The sequence below is a fragment of the Saxibacter everestensis genome (assembly GCF_025787225.1).
Lineage (GTDB): Bacteria > Actinomycetota > Actinomycetes > Actinomycetales > Brevibacteriaceae > Saxibacter > Saxibacter everestensis.
Genome location: NZ_CP090958.1, coordinates 1,946,051 through 1,960,791 on the forward strand (window position 1 = coordinate 1,946,051; position 14,741 = coordinate 1,960,791).

Here is a 14,741-nt window from a genome sequence, read left to right on the forward strand (position 1 = left end):
GTGAAAAAGATAGTTTATGGCGCATTCGCCGCTACCGCACTGCTAGGCCTAAGCGCCTGCGGCGCCAGTAGCGCCGCCAGCGAGAAGGACAGCGACTTCCCCGCAGAGATCGTGCTCGGCGCGGTCCCCGCCGAGAACTCGACCGATCTAGCCGAGGGCTACGACCCGATCGTCAAGCTGCTGGAAGAAGAAACCGGCGCGAAGGTGGAGTTCAGCCAGGCCAGCGACTATGCCGGCGTGGTCGAAGGAATGATCGCGGGCAACGTCGACCTGGCAGTGTTCGGTCCGTTCGCCTACGTGATCGCCACCCAGAACGAAGCCGACATCACGCCGCTCGGCGCAGTCAAGCCCACCAAGGACGAACCTTCCGGATACAAGTCGTACGCCATCACCCAGGGCGACAATGCCGGCATCGATGAGCTCAAGGACTTCGCCGGGAAGAAAGTGTGCTTCGTCGATCCCGGCTCGACCTCCGGCTTCCTCTACCCCAGTGCCGGACTGATCGAGGAAGGAATCATCAAATCGGCACGGGAGGAAGACCTCTCAGCCGGGGTCAAGCCGATCTACGCAGGCAGCCATGACGCCGCGGCGCTGGCCGTCAAGAACGGTGAGTGCGATGCCGGCTTCGCGATGGAATCGATGATCGACAAGACGCTGCCCGCGAAGGGCGACTTGAAGGACGGCGACCTGAAGAAGGTGTGGACATCGGAAACCATCGCCGGAAACGTGATGGCCGGCAGCAACGAGCTCGGCGACGCGGCTCTGGAGAAGCTCAGGAAAATCATCAAAGAGAAAGCCAACTCGGACTACCTGAAGAAGAAGGGCTTCTGCGACGGTGACTGCACGCTGACCGACGAGGATGCCTGGGGCTTCGAGGGAACAGAAGACGCTGCCTATGACGGGGTCCGCGAAGTCTGCGCCACGACGAAATCCGACAAATGCGAGAACTGACCGTGAACCAGCCGATTGAACCTCTCCGGGCTCCGGGTCAGCCGCCAGGATCAGCCGCCGACCCGGTGATCGACGCGCGCGGCATCACGAAACGCTTCGGTGATGTCACCGCCTTGCAGGGGGTCGATCTCGAGATCCGGCGCAGCGAACTCGTCATCCTGCTCGGCCTGTCCGGATCCGGGAAGTCGACCCTGTTGCGATGCCTGAACGGGCTGCACGGGATGGACACCGGTCAGGCCACCGTGCTCGGCCAACCCGTGCATGGCGCTTCCGGCCGGCAGTTACGGTCCCTGCGCACCCGGGTTGGGTTCATCTTTCAGCAGTTCAACCTGGTGGGCCGGCTCAGCTGTCTGGAGAACGTGCTGATCGGGGCGCTTGGCCGGCTCCGTGGGCCGCGGTACGGCGTGCTGAGCTACTCCGCTGCCATGCGGCGCGAGGCGCTCGGTTACCTCGATCGGGTGGGTCTGGCCGATAAGGCATTCCAGCGCGCCGACACGCTCTCCGGCGGCCAGCAACAACGGGTCGCCATCGCCCGGACCCTGATGCAGAAACCAGCGGTGGTGCTGGCGGACGAGCCGGTGGCCTCTCTGGATCCCGAGAACGCCGGGATCGTGATGGATCTGCTGTTCCAGGTGTGCCTCGAGGAGCAGCTCACCGTGCTCTGCACGCTGCACCAGGTCGACCTCGCGCTCGAATGGGGGCAGCGCATAGTCGGCCTGCGCCATGGCAGCAAGGTGCTGGACCAGCCGACTCAAGGTCTGACCCGGGACAACGTGATGGAGATCTACCGCCGGGTCGCGGTCGACACCGCGGAGGCACCGGCGTGACGCTGACTACGACCCGCGAGACAGAGGCCGTGACCGACGGCCGGATGCCCATCCGGCCGCCGGTCACCCGGCAAAAGATCACCGCCGCAATCGTCGCTGCGCTGGCCATCGCCGCGACCATCGCGAGCGCCGTCTACATCGAGTTCGACCTCGCCACCCTCAGCGACGGGTTCGGCTCCGTGCTCAACCTGGTCGAACGGATGCTGCCGCCCGAGACCGAGAACCCCGGGCGCATCGCCGACCTCGCGATCGAGACGCTGATGATTGCGCTGCTGGGCACTGTCTTCGCCACTATCGTCTCGATACCGCTGGCCTTCCTGGCCGCGCAGAACACCACTCCGAACCGCGCCGTCTACGGCGTGGCCCGCGGGGTTATCGCCGTCTGCAGAGCGGTCCCCGATCTGGTGTTCGCCGTCTTGCTGGTCCGGGCCATGGGCATCGGGATCCTCCCCGGAATTCTTGCCCTGGCGCTGCACTCCATCGGAATGCTGGCCAAGCTGTTCGCCGAGGCCATCGAGCGCACCGGGACCGGCCCGCGCGAAGCTGCCCGCAGCGTCGGAGTCGGGCCGGTGCGCGAACTGGTCACCGCCGTGCTTCCGGAGGTGGTTCCGTCGTGGATCTCGACCTTCATCTACCGGATCGACATCAATCTGCGCACCTCCGTCGTGCTGGGTTTCGTCGGAGCCGGCGGGATCGGTTTCGCGCTGCAGGATTCCCTGCGCGGCCTCGTCTACGACAAGGCCATCGGCATTGTCCTGGTCATCCTCGGGATGATCGTGGCTATGGAGCTGGTGTCCATCGGCGCCCGCCGGCTGCTGCTGTCCTCGGAATCCAATCCGGGCGCGCCCCGGAATTTGCACACCGTGACCCCGCCGTGGACCCGTGAGCGATTTGCCCGCCTCGGGTTCGGTGCCCTGCTGGTCGCGGCGATCGGTTATGCCTTCGCAAGCCTGAAGATCGATCCCTGGCAGATCGCCACGAGCTTTCCGGCAATGATCGAGGTCGCCGGGAAACTGCTGCCGCCCCATTTCACCCTGGCCGGCGACCAGCTCGTTTTCGCCGTCCTGGAAACATTGGCCATCGGCCTGGTCGCGACGGCGGCCGGCACCGTGCTGTCGGTGCCGCTGGGGCTCCTCGCCGCCCGGAACGTGTCACCGCACCCCAGCGTCTACTCAGGCGCACGGGCGGTGACGCTCGGGGTCCGAGCCGTGCCGGAGCTGATCATGGCCGTAATATTCGTGGCGGCAGTCGGGCTGGGACCGATCGCTGGTGCCTGTGCGCTGGCAATCGGCTCGATGGGTTTCCTCGGCAAGCTGATCTCTGACGCGACAGAGGAGATCGACCCCGGTGCCGCTGAAGCCGTGCGCTCGGTGGGCGGCGGCTGGTGGCAGGTGCTATTCGCCGCGGTGCTGCCGCAGCTCATGCCGGCGCTGGTCGGCTCGACGCTGTACATGCTCGACGTCAACATCCGCACCTCCACTGTGCTCGGCATCGTCGGTGCGGGCGGCGTCGGTTTCTTGTTGTTGGAGGCCGTCCGCACGCTCAACTTCGAGTTCGCCGGCGCAATAATCCTGATCATCTTCGCGGTGGTCTATCTAATCGAAAGGCTGTCCGGATGGGCTCGTTCACAGATGTAATCCCCGAGGAGCTGTCCGGTTCGCAGGGGTTCGCGACGGCACAGGTCTGGCTCGGCGCAGGGCCGTTCGAATCGCGAATCGTCCCGCTGCCAGTTGTCAAGGACGGCGACGTGCTGGTCGCAATCAGCCTCGCCACGGTCTGCGGCAGCGACCGGCACACCGTGGCCGGAAGGCGTGAGGCGCCGGCGCCCGGAATCCTCGGGCACGAGGCGGTCGGCGAGATTGTCGCGATCGGCGCCGGCGGCGCCGCCGGAATCGACGGCACGCCGCTGGCGATTGGCGACCGGGTGGTCTGGAGCGTCGTGCGCAGCTGCGGCACGTGTGATCGCTGCGGTTCCGGCCGGATGGCGAAGTGCCGGGCGGCGAGCAAGGTCGGACACGAGAAACTTGCCGGGCCGTGGGCCCTTTCCGGATGCTACGCCTCGCATATCCACCTTCCGGCCGGAAGCCGGATCGCCACGCTTCCCCGGTCGATGCCCGATAAGGTCGCGGCACCGGCCGGCTGTGCGACCGCCACGGTGATGGCCGCAGGAGAAGCCGCCGGCCCGATGTCCGGTCGACGGGTGCTGGTGATCGGCGCCGGAATGCTCGGCATCACCGCAGCGGCGCTTGCCGCCGACCAGCAGGCGGCGGAAATCATCGTGAGCGACCCGGACCCTCGACGACTGCGGCTGGCCGAACGGTTCGGCGCGACGTCGACGGTACCTGCCGACCACGGGACCCTGCCGGACTCGGTGGACATCGCCCTCGATTTCTCCGGTAGCTCCGCCGCACTCGAAGGACTGGTTGACCGATTGGACACCGGCGGCCGGCTGGTCCTGATCGGTTCAGTCGCACCCGGGCCGAACATCCGGATCGACCCGGAACGGATCGTCCGTCGTTGGCTGACCGTCACCGGAGTGCACAACTACGAACCTAAGCATCTGGTGGCGGCGGTCGACCTGTTGGCCCGGACCGAGCGGCTCCCCTGGGCCGACCTGGTGTCGTCTGTTCGCCCACTCGACGAAATCAACCGGATACTCTTCGCGGAACCCGGCGAAGTCTCCCAACCACGAATGGCGGTGCGTCCATGAGCGCAAAAGTACTGATTGTCGGCGGCGGAATCCTCGGCAGCATGCACGCCTTCCACGCCGTCCAGTCCGGTCACACAGTGGTGCAACTGGAACGTGAGGCAGATGCCCGAGGTGCGAGCGTGCGCAACTTCGGCCTGGTCTGGGTGTCGGGGCGCGCAACCGGTGCGGATCTTGAGCTTTCGCTTCGTGCCCGGGAGTTGTGGGAACGAGTCGCAGAGTCGGTCCCCGGCACCGGATTCCGGCCGAACGGGTCGCTCACCGTGGTGACGGACCCGGCCGAGCTCGCCGTGCTGGAACAGGTCTGCGCACGGAGCGACGCCGGGCTGCGCGGGTTCGAGCTGCTGGATGCCGAAGGCGTACGGGAGCACAACCCGGCCGTCCGGGGCGACGTCCTCGCCGGGATGCTCTGCCGGCAGGACGCCGCGGTCGAGCCGAGGCTGGTACCCAGGGCAATCCGCGCCGAGTTGGAGAAATCGGGACGGTACGAGTTCCATGCCGGTGTCGAGATCGCCGCCGTCGACGATGTGCCCTCCGGGGTTCTGCTCCGGGACAGCACCGGGAAGACCTGGTCGGCCGACCAGGCGATCGTGTGCACCGGCGCCTGGCACAACGGTGTCGCGGCGCCCTGGCTGCGCGACGTCGAAACCGTGCCGGTGCGTCGGGTCAGGTTGCATATGATGCAGACCGAATCGCTCGGCGAGACGCTCACCACGTCGGTGGCCGACGCCGATTCGCTTCGCTACTACCCCGGATTCGATGTGCCGGCTCTGAGCGTCATGCCGGCCCAGGAACCGAGCGCAAGGCAGTGGGGAATGCAGTTGCTGATGGTGCAACGCAACAACGGTGGGCTCACCATCGGCGACACCCACATGTACGACGAACCGTTCGGGTTCGATGTCGAGGAACGGCCGTATGAGCTCCTGGCCCGAAAGGCGGAACGAGTTCTGGGACACCGCATCCCGCGGATCGAACGCAGGTGGACCGGGGTCTACAGCCAGCTGGCTCCCGGGGTCGGTGACTCCGTCAGCGGTGCCGTCGGCCAGGGCATCTACTACCACCGGGAGGTCGTACCGGATGTCCGCCTGGTCACCGGTCCCGGCGGACGCGGGATGACACATTCACCGGCAATCGCGGAACAGACATTTAAGGCGGCAGGACTGCTCTAGCGTCCTTCGGCGGACCCCTGGCCGCGATCGCCGCTTTCGAAGATGATCCGGATCGCATCGGGGCGCATCCAGCGCCGAGTGAAGCACAGTGGTCTGCCGGTCCCGGTGTCACAGTTCAGGCTCTCGACCAGCCACGCTGCGTCGCCGGGACGGCAGCCGAGGCCGCGGGCTGTGTCGGCATCCGTGATCTCGGTGCTGGCCCGCGACCAGGCCCGCCGGGGCGTCGCGCCTGCGACCTCACTGAGAATCCGATGCAGGGATTCGGTCACCGTAGTAGCGATCAGCAGTTCCGGGACGACGTCAACCGGGACCCACTCCTCCCCCCAGGCCGCGAGCACGCCGTCGGTGTAGGACTGTCGCTTCAGCAGGTGGCACGGCGCGCCGGGCTCGAGCCGAAGGACGTCGGCCACGTCGGCCGGCGATGTTTGCTGCTCGCACAGCCTGACCACACTTTTCGGCACGGCACCGCCGCGGCGAATGGTTTCACTCCATGACGGCGCGATGGCCTGGGAAATTGGATAGTCGATCCGCCGAGAGGTAAAAGTGCCCACGCCCTGAATCCGGCGAATCACCATCCGCCGTTCCATTTCCTGTAGCGCAGCGCGCGCGGCCGCGCGGCCGACGCCGAAACGTTCAGCTGTTTCGTTCTCGCTGGCGATCCGAACCCCTGGCGGTACATCTGCCAGCTCGGCCGCAAGCCGGTCGGCAATTTCCCGATACTTACCGCTCGCCACGAGGCCCAAGTCTACGACACGGGGGCAGGTCTGCTTGCTCTGGTCGGCGCGGCGGAGCCGGAGTAACGTCGAGTTCGAGGACCCGGATCGCCGAGGCGAGGAAACGTAAGGTCATGGACTGGCTCAACGCGACCGATTACGACTTTGCCCGCGAAGTTCTACAGCGCGGCGTGGCTGCCCTGTACGTGATCGGCTTCGCCTCCGCCATCGCACAGTTTCCCGCCCTGCTCGGCGAACACGGCCTGCTTCCCGCGCCGGCTTACCTGTCCCGGATCCGGGGCCGGCGGATCCCGACCATCTTTCACTGGCGGTACTCTGACCGGCTGCTGATCGCCGTCTGCGTGTTCGGGATCGTCGTGAGTCTCGCGCTCGTACTGGGACTGCCACAGGCCGCGGGGCCGTGGTTGCCGTTTCTCGCCTTCGGCCTGATCTGGCTCGGCTACCTGTCGATCGTCAATATCGGGCAGACCTTCTACGGGTTCGGCTGGGAGTCGCTGCTTCTGGAGGCAGGGTTCCTGATGGCGTTTCTCGGTTCGCATCAGGCTGCGCCGCCGATACTGATCATCTTCCTGGCACGCTGGCTGGCCTTCCGGCTCGAATTCGGCGCCGGCATGATCAAAATCCGCGGTGACCGTTCCTGGCGGGACCTGACCGCGTTGTACTACCACCATGAGACCCAGCCGATGCCCAATCCGGTCAGCCGAACCGCACACCGGCTGCCAAAGCCCCTGCACCGGGTTGAGGTACTCGGAAATCATTTCACCCAGCTTGTCGTGCCGTTTTTCCTGTTCGCACCTCAACCGCTGGCCAGCGCTGCCGCCGGAATCATCATCGTGACTCAGCTGTGGTTGGTCATTTCGGGAAATTTTGCCTGGCTCAATGTGCTCACCATCATTCTGGCATTTTCCGCGGTCAGTGATCCGGTGGCTGGCGTGCTGCTTCCGTGGCTGGTACCCGGCGAGGTCGACACCATCATGCCCGGCTACTTCGTGGCACTGGTGCTCGGCGGGACGCTTCTCATGCTCGTGTTGAGCTATTGGCCGGCCCGCAACCTGGTATCCAGGCACCAGTTGATGAACGCGAGCTTCAACTCGTTCCACCTCGTCAACGCCTACGGCGCGTTCGGCACCGTTACCCAGCAGCGTTACGAAGTGATTGTTGAGGGCACCAGATCGGAGAGTCCTGATGCCACCGACTGGCAGGAGTACGAGTTCAAGGGAAAGCCGGGTGACCTGCACCGGATGCCCCGGCAGTTCGCCCCGTACCACCTTCGGCTGGATTGGCTGATGTGGTTCCTCGCCCTTGGCGGCCGCACCGACCGCTGGTTCATCGTCTTCCTGCAGCGCCTGCTCGAGGCAGATCGCCGGACGCTGAGACTGCTCCGGCTCGACCCGTTCCGGGGCGAGCGCCCACGCTGGGTGCGCGCCCGGCTGTTTCTCTATCGATTCAGCGATCGCGCCGAGAAACGCGAGCAGGGTGTCTGGTGGGTGCGGCACGAGCTGACAACGCTCATCCCACCGATTGGGCTACCGGACCAAGCCGATTAGCCAGGAATCTGGCTCAGGATCCGATCGCGACCTGGCTGCCAGCGCGACGTCATCGCCATCCTGCCCATAAGACGCGAGGCCTGCACGAATCGGCGCGTCGTCCGCCGACGAGCCTTGTCGTATCGACGGAGGCCGGATTCGATGTCACGGACCGATCCGGCTGTTTCACCGAGCGAGCGGGCCAGCGCGGCGCCGTCGAGGATCGACTCACACGCGCCACGTCCCAGATTTGGCGCCATCGCGTGCACGGCATCACCAATCAGCGCCACGTTACCGCGGACGTAGGTCGGCAGGGCAGGAGTCTGATACAGGGCGTGCTGCAGAACCGATTTGGATTCGATCCGGGCAAGCACGTCGACTACGTCGCTGTGCCAGCGCCCGAAATGCCATTCCAGGCTGCGGAGCGGATCCGGAGCGCCGGCGTCGGCCAGACGTGGCGTGCGGACACAGCCGAACCAGTTCGTCAGTCCGTCGCCGCGAGGCGTAATGCCGAAGAGCCTCGCCGATCCCCAGGTTTCACTGACCGTCGACACGCTGCCCGGCACGGAACCGCGATAAGCGACGGCGCCAAGGAACTGAGGCGCATACCGCGGACCGAACAGTTCGTCGCGGATCTTGCTGTTCAGCCCATCCGCCGCGACGACGAGATCGAACTGCCGCACTGACTGGATTCCGTTCACCTCGCTGCCGAACCGGATCGCACCGGAGGGTAAAGCAGCCGCTAACCCGGCCAGCAAGGCCGGACGTGAGATCAGCACGCTCCCCTGCCGATCGCCGATCCGGGCGATCAATGATCCATCCGGACGCAGGATCGACCCGCCGGTCACCCGGCAACCATGCGCCCGGACGGCTTCGCCGACGCCGATCAGGTCGAGCGCGGCCATCGCCGAGGGCCACATGCCAAGCGCCGTTCCTGTCGTCGGCAGCGATGCCGCGCGTTCGAAGATCGAGACCTCCCAGCCTGCACGAACCAGAAAGTTTGCCGCGGTCAACCCGCCAACACCTGCTCCGATTACCGCTGCCTCACGCTTCATGCCTCGATCGTACTACATATGTAGTAATAGAAGTACGAAGCTAGGATCGAGGACTATGGCAGCTAAACGGGAACTAGTGCTCGATGCGGCAATCGAAGTCCTCGGCGTAGCTGGCATCCGTGCACTGACTCACCGAGCCGCCGACAAGGCCGCAGAACTCCCGGAAGGGACGACCTCGAACTATTTTCGATCGAAGGAAGGCCTGCTGCGTGGCATCGTCGAACGACTCGAAACGCTCGACCGCGCGGACTGGGAAGCTCTCAGGTCCGCCCCGCTGCCAACCTCACGTCAGGATGCGGCCAGGGCGCTCGCCGAGTACGTCCAACTATCGCTAGGGCCGCATCGCAGTCGAACGGCCGCACGGTACGCGCTTTTTCTCGCGGCATCGTCCTCCGCTGAGCTTCGCGAGCCACTGGCCGCAGGGCGTTCGGCGTTCGTGGACCTTGGTACCCGGATGCTGACCCAGCTTGGCGTCAGGGATCCGACGACGGCCAGCCGCATTCTCACCGACCAGGTCGATGGCGCTATCCTTCACCAGCTCGCAATGCCGACTCGGGATTACGACCCCCGCCCGGCCATCGAACGGATAGTCCTCGCGCTCTGATCCGTTGGCAGCCGATTCCGTCAAAGTTTGCCGGTGTATCCCAGCGCACGCGAGATGGCGCCCGCTGCCTCAATTGCCTGCGGCGCCATCGCCTCGACCTGCTCCGGGCTGTGCTCCAGGGTCAGAGTCGAGATGCTCAGCCCGTAGGTCATCAGTCCGGTGTGGTCCCTTACGCCAGCGGCAACGCACCGGATGCCCGGCTCGTTCTCCTCGTCGTCGATTGCGAAACCTCGGCGGCGGACCATATCGATTTCTTTGATCAAGGCGGCTTTCGTGTCGATCGTCTTCGGGGTGCGTTTCGGCAGGCCGGCGCGTTCCACGAAGTTGTTGAGCTGTGCCGCGGAAAAATCAGCGAGAATCGCCTTGCCGATCCCCGAGCTGTGCATCCACAGCCCCTTACCTATCCGGGATGGCATTCGATATGGCTTGTCAGAATCCTTCTTCGCCACGTAGATCACCTCGTCGCCATTCAGTGCCCCGATATGGACGGTGCAGCGAGTCGCAGTGACCAGCTCAGCCAAGAACGGATCGGCCAGCGCCGAGATGTCTATCCGTTCCAGCGCCATTCCTGCAAGCGCTAGTGCCTTCGGACCGGGAATGTACTCGCCGGCCTCGGTCACCACCAGAAATCCATGCTGGACCAGTGTCGTCGCGATCCGATGCACCGTAGCCTTCGCCAGGCCGGTCGCCTCGACGACGTCGGTGAACCGCCGATTCGTCAGAACCGCCTCGAGCACGAGCAGGGTCTTGTCGCTGGCGGTCGTGGCGCTATTCGTCATACCGAAATCTTGACACGAGCGGTCGCCTAACGCGCCAGCCAGCCGCCATCGACCGCGAGAACGTGACCGTTGATATAGTCCGCGGCAGGACTGGAGAGGAAGACAGCAGCTCCGGCGATGTCGGCAGCCGCGCCCCACCGCCCGGCCGGAATCCGGCCGATGATCTCCGCAGAGCGCGCGGCGTCTGACTGCAGCTCCTCGGTGTTGTCGGTAGCGATGTAGCCCGGCGCAATCGCGTTGACCTGGACATTAGCCGCCGCCCACTCGTTCGCCAGCGCCTTGGTGACGCCGACTATCCCGTGCTTGGATGCCGCATACGCAGGAACCCTGATGCCTCCCTGAAAGGAGAGCAGCGAGGCGATGTTGACGATCTTGCCCGAGCCGCGCGCCACCATCGCTGCGCCGATCTGCTGGCTGAGCAGCCACGCCGAGTTCAGGTTGACGTCAAGCACACGCTGCCACGAGGCGTAGTCGTAATCGACGGCGTCATCGCGCAGGATCATCCCCGCATTGTTCACCAGGATGTCGACCTCGACCGTTTCGGCAAGCTCGGTCGCGACCCGTTGCGCTGCTTCCGGGCTTTCCAGATCGGCTGTGACGATTCGCGCCGACCTTCCCAGCGCCTCGATCCGAGACAGCGTTGCCTCGAGGTCCGTGTCACGGGCCAGCAAAATCAGATCCGCACCGGCGGAAGCCAGAGCGGCTGCGACCTCCTGGCCGATGCCACGGCGCGCGCCGGTGACCACGGCGGTCTTCCCAGTCAGCGAGAACGCCGCGGGCGAGAAGCTCACAGCATGTCTCCGATCGCGAATCCATCCATGTCGTCAAAGGACTGATTCTCCCCCGCCATTGCCCAGACGAAGGAGTAGCTCGCCGAGCCGAAGCCGGAATGCACCGACCAGCTGGGCGCAATCGTCGCCTGTTCATTGGCGACCACGAGGTGCCTGGTCTCGGTCGGGGTGCCTAGCAGGTGAATGACCCGTGCATCCTCAGGAAGGTCGAAGTACAGGTAACACTCGGTGCGGCGGTCATGGGTGTGCGCCGGCATCGTGTTCCACATGCTGCCCTCGTGCAGCGAGGTAACCCCCATCACCACCTGGCAGCTGCGCACACCGTTCTCGTGAATGTACTGATTCAGCGTGCGCCGGTTCGATGTCTTCGGGTCGCCGAGTTCACGCACGGTTCCTTCTCCGGCAGAAACCAGCGTCGTCGGGTACTCGGTGTGCGCCGGAGCGGAGAACAGGTAGAACCTCGCCGGGCCGAGCGCCCCACCGACGTCGCTGCTGGCGAACGTCACCTCGCGGCTGCCGCGGCCGATGTACAGACACGAACCGTGGTCGAGCCGGTAGCTGGCGCCGTCGACCGCAATGGTTCCCGGGCCACCCACGTTGACGATGCCGGCTTCCCGGTGCTCGAAGAAGTAGTCGCTACGAATCTCCGGGGACGTCTCAAGCACGACGGTTGTGGCCACCGGTCGGATACCTGCGAGCACGACTCGATCGTGGTGCGTGTAGACAGCAGTCACCTCGTCGTCCGTGAACAGGTTCTCCACCAGATATCGCCGGCGAAGTTCGCTGGTATCGAATGCCGGGACCTGATCGGGGTTGGTGGCGTACCGAAGTTCCATTGCTACTCCTTTAGCTGAATGGAACTAGTTTCCACTCCACGAAACTCCTTGTCAATCGCAGCCCGGCGATGCTGCTGGTCCTAGCCCTCGACGACGACGGTTCCGGTCATTGCGGGATGCAGACTGCACGAGTAGGCGTACGTGCCCGGCTTGTCGAAGGTGTAGGTATAGGAGCCGCCGTCGGCGATCTTGCTCTTGAACGACCCGTCGGCACTGACCACGTCGTGCCGAACGTTGCCGTCGTCGAACTTCCAGGTGACCGACTCCCCGACCTGCACGGTGACAGTGGACGGGCTATACGACATCTGCGCTACCTCGATGGTGACCGCAGATTTCGCCGGGTCGTCACCCTGCGCCTCGTCGCTCACGCCCTGGCCGCAACCGGCCAGTCCCGCCAGCAAGGCAAGGGCAGTCAGCGCAGCCATCGCTCGAAGTCTCATAGTCCCGGTCTATCAGATCGGCCTCCTGACGTCCGGTGAGGGATTGACAAACAGGGCGGCGGACCGGCTGCCATCTCTGTCTGGCTGGCCCATCCCGCTGCCAGCCTCACCACGCGGGCGAGTTCGATGACAGATAGCCGTGACGAGTCGAGCACGAGGTCGTCGAGCGAAGCCGCCTCGAGGATCTGAGCGAGCTGTCCGGCCCGCGCAAGGTGCCATTGCAGCCCATCCGGATCATCGCGATGTCGATGCCGGAGACGCGAAGCCAAAACTGCCGACGGAGCCACCAAGCGGCAAATGAACATTCCCGTCGTCTCCAGAGCTGCGGTATAGCGAGCGACCTCCGCGGGATTCTCGATCACACCGGCCAGAACGATTCGCCGAGCACCGGCCCGTCTGAAATTGCCAACCAGGCTCCGGAGATTCTGCAGTTCGAGTTCGTGAGAGAACGGATCCGAGCGCGTCGCGGGGTGCAATCTCCGGATCTGGTCCAGGTCGATGACCGCATGCAGCGATCGCTCGGCTGCACTTAGCGCGTCCGCTAGCGTTGATTTCCCTGCCCCGACGGTTCCGTTCACGAAGATGGTGTCCACGTCTCAATCCTCCCAGTTCACAATCTATGAGCATCGAGTCGCCGCTTCTGTAACAGTCCGATCAGACCCGGCATGCAGCACCTGGCCGTGGCGCGGAGCGCAGCGGAATACCCGGCCGGCATCCACCGTTACTTACTTGAAGCGACAACGTTCGGAGGGAAATCGGTGCTGCAAGTCGTCGTGATCGGAGCCGGCCAGGCCGGACTCTCCGCTGGTTACCACCTGCGCCGCCGTGGCCTCAAGCCCGGCAGAGACTTCATCATCCTCGACTCCAACGACGGCCCGGGCGGAGCTTGGCGGCATCGCTGGCCCGCGCTGACATTCGACGCCGCGCATGGCATCCACGACCTTCCGGGCATGCCACTCGGCGAGCCGGATTCGGCCACGCCCGCATCGGAGATTGTCACCGAGTACTACGGAAACTACGAACGACGATTCGACCTTCCGGTACACCGGCCAGTAATCGTCGAGCAAGTCAGCTCAGACTCCGGGCCGGATGGCCCGCTGACACTTCGGACCGATTCCGGTATTTGGCAGACCCGGCTGATCATCAACGCGACCGGAACATGGACCCGCCCCTACTGGCCGCACTATCCCGGCCGAAATCTGTTTCGTGGTCGGCAGCTGCATACGCACGACTTCAGGTCGGCAGAAGAGTTCCGCGGTCAAAACGTCGTTGTTGTCGGTGGCGGCACGTCCGCCGTACAGTTCCTGCTGCAGCTGAATGCTGCCGGCGCCAACACGATCTGGTCTACCCGCCGGCCACCCGAGTTCAGGAACCTCGCCGGCGACTCGAACTGGGGCCGGGATATCGAGCGGCGGGTTGCGGAACGCACCGCCGCCGGGCTTCCGCCACTCAGCGTGGTTGCGGCAACCGGTCTTCCACTCACACCTGACTACCGACAGGGTATCGCCGCGGGCATTCTGGTCTCACGCGGGAAGATCTCAGATATCGAGGCGGCCGGCGTCCGGTTCGCCGACGGGACTTTGGTTCGGGCAGACTCAATACTGTGGGCTACCGGGTTCCGGGCCGCGCTCGATCACCTGGCCCCGCTGCGACTACGGGAACCCGGCGGTGGAATCATTACGGACGGCGTTGAGGTCGGCCGCGACCATCGCGTCCTGATGGTCGGTTACGGCGCCTCCGCATCGACAATCGGCGCGACCCGCGCCGGCCGAGCCGCGGCACTGAAAGCCACCAAAGCAATCGAGCAGCTTAGCTCGGCCGGTCCGCGAGCGCCTGCAGCCGATTCTCCGGATCAAGAGCCGCCAACATGGCGGAGGAGATCTCATCCAGCTGCGCAATCTGTTCCGGAGTCAGCAGATCAACGACGTATTTCCTGACAGTTCCGACGTGGCCCGGAGCGGTTTCACGCACCTTATGCCAGCCGGCCTCGGTGAGCGCGGCAATGGTTGCCCGTTTGTCCTCGGCGCACTGCCCTCGAGTCAGATACCCCCGCTGCTCCAGACGTGACACGACATGTGAGAGCCGGGGCAGGGTGGCGTTGGTATGCGAGGCCAGTGCGGTCATTCGCAAGGCGCGGCCCTCCGCTTCGGACAATTTGGCCAGTAACAGGTACTCGTAATGACTCAGACCGGCATCGCGCTGGAGCTGGGAGTCGAGCACTCCGGGCAACAGTTCAACGACAGCCTCGAAACGCATCCAGGCTCGAAGTTCATCCGCGCTAAGCCAATGGGTCTCGGTCATGGACCAAGTCTACCAATAGTT

15 protein-coding genes and 1 pseudogene are annotated in these 14,741 nt (G+C 64.9%); 8 read left to right on the plus strand and 8 right to left on the minus strand.

The features are described from left to right. Genes LWF01_RS09335 through LWF01_RS09355 form a run of 5 tightly spaced genes read left to right on the plus strand, consistent with a single transcriptional unit; the run spans position 1 to position 5,654 of the window. Positions 1–951 carry a phosphate/phosphite/phosphonate ABC transporter substrate-binding protein gene (locus LWF01_RS09335; protein ID WP_349640742.1) on the plus strand — a complete coding sequence of 317 codons (951 nt, stop codon included), beginning with the start codon at positions 1–3 and terminating at the stop codon, positions 949–951. After that, positions 939–1,778: a phosphonate ABC transporter ATP-binding protein gene (gene phnC, locus LWF01_RS09340; RefSeq protein WP_349640743.1), complete on the plus strand. Its 840-nt coding sequence runs from the start codon at positions 939–941 to the stop codon at positions 1,776–1,778. The genes LWF01_RS09335 and phnC overlap by 13 nt, the downstream gene beginning before the upstream one ends. Continuing rightward, complete coding sequence (gene phnE / locus LWF01_RS09345) at positions 1,775–3,415, plus strand: phosphonate ABC transporter, permease protein PhnE (RefSeq protein ID WP_349640744.1); 1,641 nt, start codon at positions 1,775–1,777, stop codon at positions 3,413–3,415. The genes phnC and phnE overlap by 4 nt, the downstream gene beginning before the upstream one ends. Continuing rightward, positions 3,394–4,488, plus strand: coding sequence for a zinc-binding dehydrogenase (locus LWF01_RS09350; RefSeq protein WP_349640745.1), 1,095 nt, complete (start codon positions 3,394–3,396; stop codon positions 4,486–4,488). Before phnE ends, LWF01_RS09350 begins: the two co-directional genes overlap by 22 nt. Further along, complete coding sequence (locus LWF01_RS09355) at positions 4,485–5,654, plus strand: FAD-dependent oxidoreductase (protein ID WP_349640746.1); 1,170 nt, start codon at positions 4,485–4,487, stop codon at positions 5,652–5,654. The genes LWF01_RS09350 and LWF01_RS09355 overlap by 4 nt, the downstream gene beginning before the upstream one ends. Here LWF01_RS09355 and LWF01_RS09360 read toward each other — a convergent pair. Beyond that, entirely contained in the window at positions 5,651–6,388 is a 738-nt protein-coding gene (locus LWF01_RS09360; protein WP_349640747.1) for a GntR family transcriptional regulator, read from the minus strand. The genes LWF01_RS09355 and LWF01_RS09360 overlap by 4 nt on opposite strands. A gap of 113 nt (positions 6,389–6,501) precedes the next feature. Between LWF01_RS09360 and LWF01_RS09365 the strand changes: the two genes are divergently transcribed. Next, positions 6,502–7,935 (plus strand): lipase maturation factor family protein, encoded by a 1,434-nt coding sequence (locus tag LWF01_RS09365; protein ID WP_349640748.1) that lies wholly within the window; start codon positions 6,502–6,504, stop codon positions 7,933–7,935. On the opposite strand, the gene LWF01_RS09370 is transcribed toward LWF01_RS09365, so the two are convergent. After that, positions 7,932–8,969, minus strand: coding sequence for an FAD-dependent monooxygenase (locus tag LWF01_RS09370; RefSeq protein ID WP_349640749.1), 1,038 nt, complete (start codon positions 8,967–8,969; stop codon positions 7,932–7,934). The two genes, LWF01_RS09365 and LWF01_RS09370, sit on opposite strands and share 4 nt — an antisense overlap. A 55-nt stretch (positions 8,970–9,024) precedes the next feature. Between LWF01_RS09370 and LWF01_RS09375 the strand changes: the two genes are divergently transcribed. Next, a complete protein-coding gene (locus LWF01_RS09375; protein WP_349640750.1) occupies positions 9,025–9,573 on the plus strand; it encodes a TetR/AcrR family transcriptional regulator in 549 nt (182 codons plus the stop codon). 20 nt (positions 9,574–9,593) lie between these two features. Here LWF01_RS09375 and LWF01_RS09380 read toward each other — a convergent pair whose 3' ends face one another. From LWF01_RS09380 to LWF01_RS09400, 5 genes are all read right to left on the minus strand, one after another. Next, positions 9,594–10,352 carry an IclR family transcriptional regulator gene (locus LWF01_RS09380; protein WP_349640751.1) on the minus strand — a complete coding sequence of 253 codons (759 nt, stop codon included), beginning with the start codon at positions 10,350–10,352 and terminating at the stop codon, positions 9,594–9,596. Between the two features lie 26 nt (positions 10,353–10,378). Further along, complete coding sequence (gene kduD / locus LWF01_RS09385; RefSeq protein WP_349640752.1) at positions 10,379–11,143, minus strand: 2-dehydro-3-deoxy-D-gluconate 5-dehydrogenase KduD; 765 nt, start codon at positions 11,141–11,143, stop codon at positions 10,379–10,381. After that, a complete protein-coding gene (gene kduI, locus LWF01_RS09390) occupies positions 11,140–11,979 on the minus strand; it encodes a 5-dehydro-4-deoxy-D-glucuronate isomerase (protein WP_349640753.1) in 840 nt (279 codons plus the stop codon). Before kduI ends, kduD begins: the two co-directional genes overlap by 4 nt. Before the next feature lie 80 nt (positions 11,980–12,059). Continuing rightward, positions 12,060–12,404 carry a cupredoxin domain-containing protein gene (locus LWF01_RS09395; RefSeq protein ID WP_349640754.1) on the minus strand — a complete coding sequence of 115 codons (345 nt, stop codon included), beginning with the start codon at positions 12,402–12,404 and terminating at the stop codon, positions 12,060–12,062. Between the two features lie 11 nt (positions 12,405–12,415). Next, the gene (locus LWF01_RS09400) at positions 12,416–13,012 is read right to left on the minus strand and encodes an AAA family ATPase (RefSeq protein ID WP_349640755.1); all 597 of its coding nucleotides are present in this window, start codon (positions 13,010–13,012) and stop codon (positions 12,416–12,418) included. 165 nt (positions 13,013–13,177) lie between these two features. Here LWF01_RS09400 and LWF01_RS09405 point away from each other — a divergent pair, with 165 nt between their 5' ends. Continuing rightward, positions 13,178–14,356 carry an NAD(P)-binding domain-containing protein gene (locus tag LWF01_RS09405; protein WP_349640876.1) on the plus strand — a complete coding sequence of 393 codons (1,179 nt, stop codon included), beginning with the start codon at positions 13,178–13,180 and terminating at the stop codon, positions 14,354–14,356. Between the two features lie 130 nt (positions 14,357–14,486). On the opposite strand, the pseudogene LWF01_RS09410 reads toward LWF01_RS09405, so the two are convergent. Continuing rightward, a pseudogene (locus LWF01_RS09410) lies at positions 14,487–14,720 on the minus strand (MarR family transcriptional regulator); the annotation flags it as partial. Positions 14,721–14,741 lie beyond the last annotated feature (21 nt).

Coding starts and splice junctions, on each gene's coding strand:
- phnC (WP_349640743.1), top strand. CDS start 939: ATGCGAGAACTGACCGTGAACCAGCCGATTGAACCTCTCCGGGCTCCG.
- LWF01_RS09350 (WP_349640745.1), top strand. CDS start 3,394: ATGGGCTCGTTCACAGATGTAATCCCCGAGGAGCTGTCCGGTTCGCAG.
- LWF01_RS09355 (WP_349640746.1), top strand. CDS start 4,485: ATGAGCGCAAAAGTACTGATTGTCGGCGGCGGAATCCTCGGCAGCATG.
- LWF01_RS09365 (WP_349640748.1), top strand. CDS start 6,502: ATGGACTGGCTCAACGCGACCGATTACGACTTTGCCCGCGAAGTTCTA.
- LWF01_RS09370 (WP_349640749.1), bottom strand. CDS start 8,969: ATGAAGCGTGAGGCAGCGGTAATCGGAGCAGGTGTTGGCGGGTTGACC.
- LWF01_RS09375 (WP_349640750.1), top strand. CDS start 9,025: ATGGCAGCTAAACGGGAACTAGTGCTCGATGCGGCAATCGAAGTCCTC.
- LWF01_RS09380 (WP_349640751.1), bottom strand. CDS start 10,352: ATGACGAATAGCGCCACGACCGCCAGCGACAAGACCCTGCTCGTGCTC.
- kduI (WP_349640753.1), bottom strand. CDS start 11,979: ATGGAACTTCGGTACGCCACCAACCCCGATCAGGTCCCGGCATTCGAT.
- LWF01_RS09395 (WP_349640754.1), bottom strand. CDS start 12,404: ATGGCTGCGCTGACTGCCCTTGCCTTGCTGGCGGGACTGGCCGGTTGC.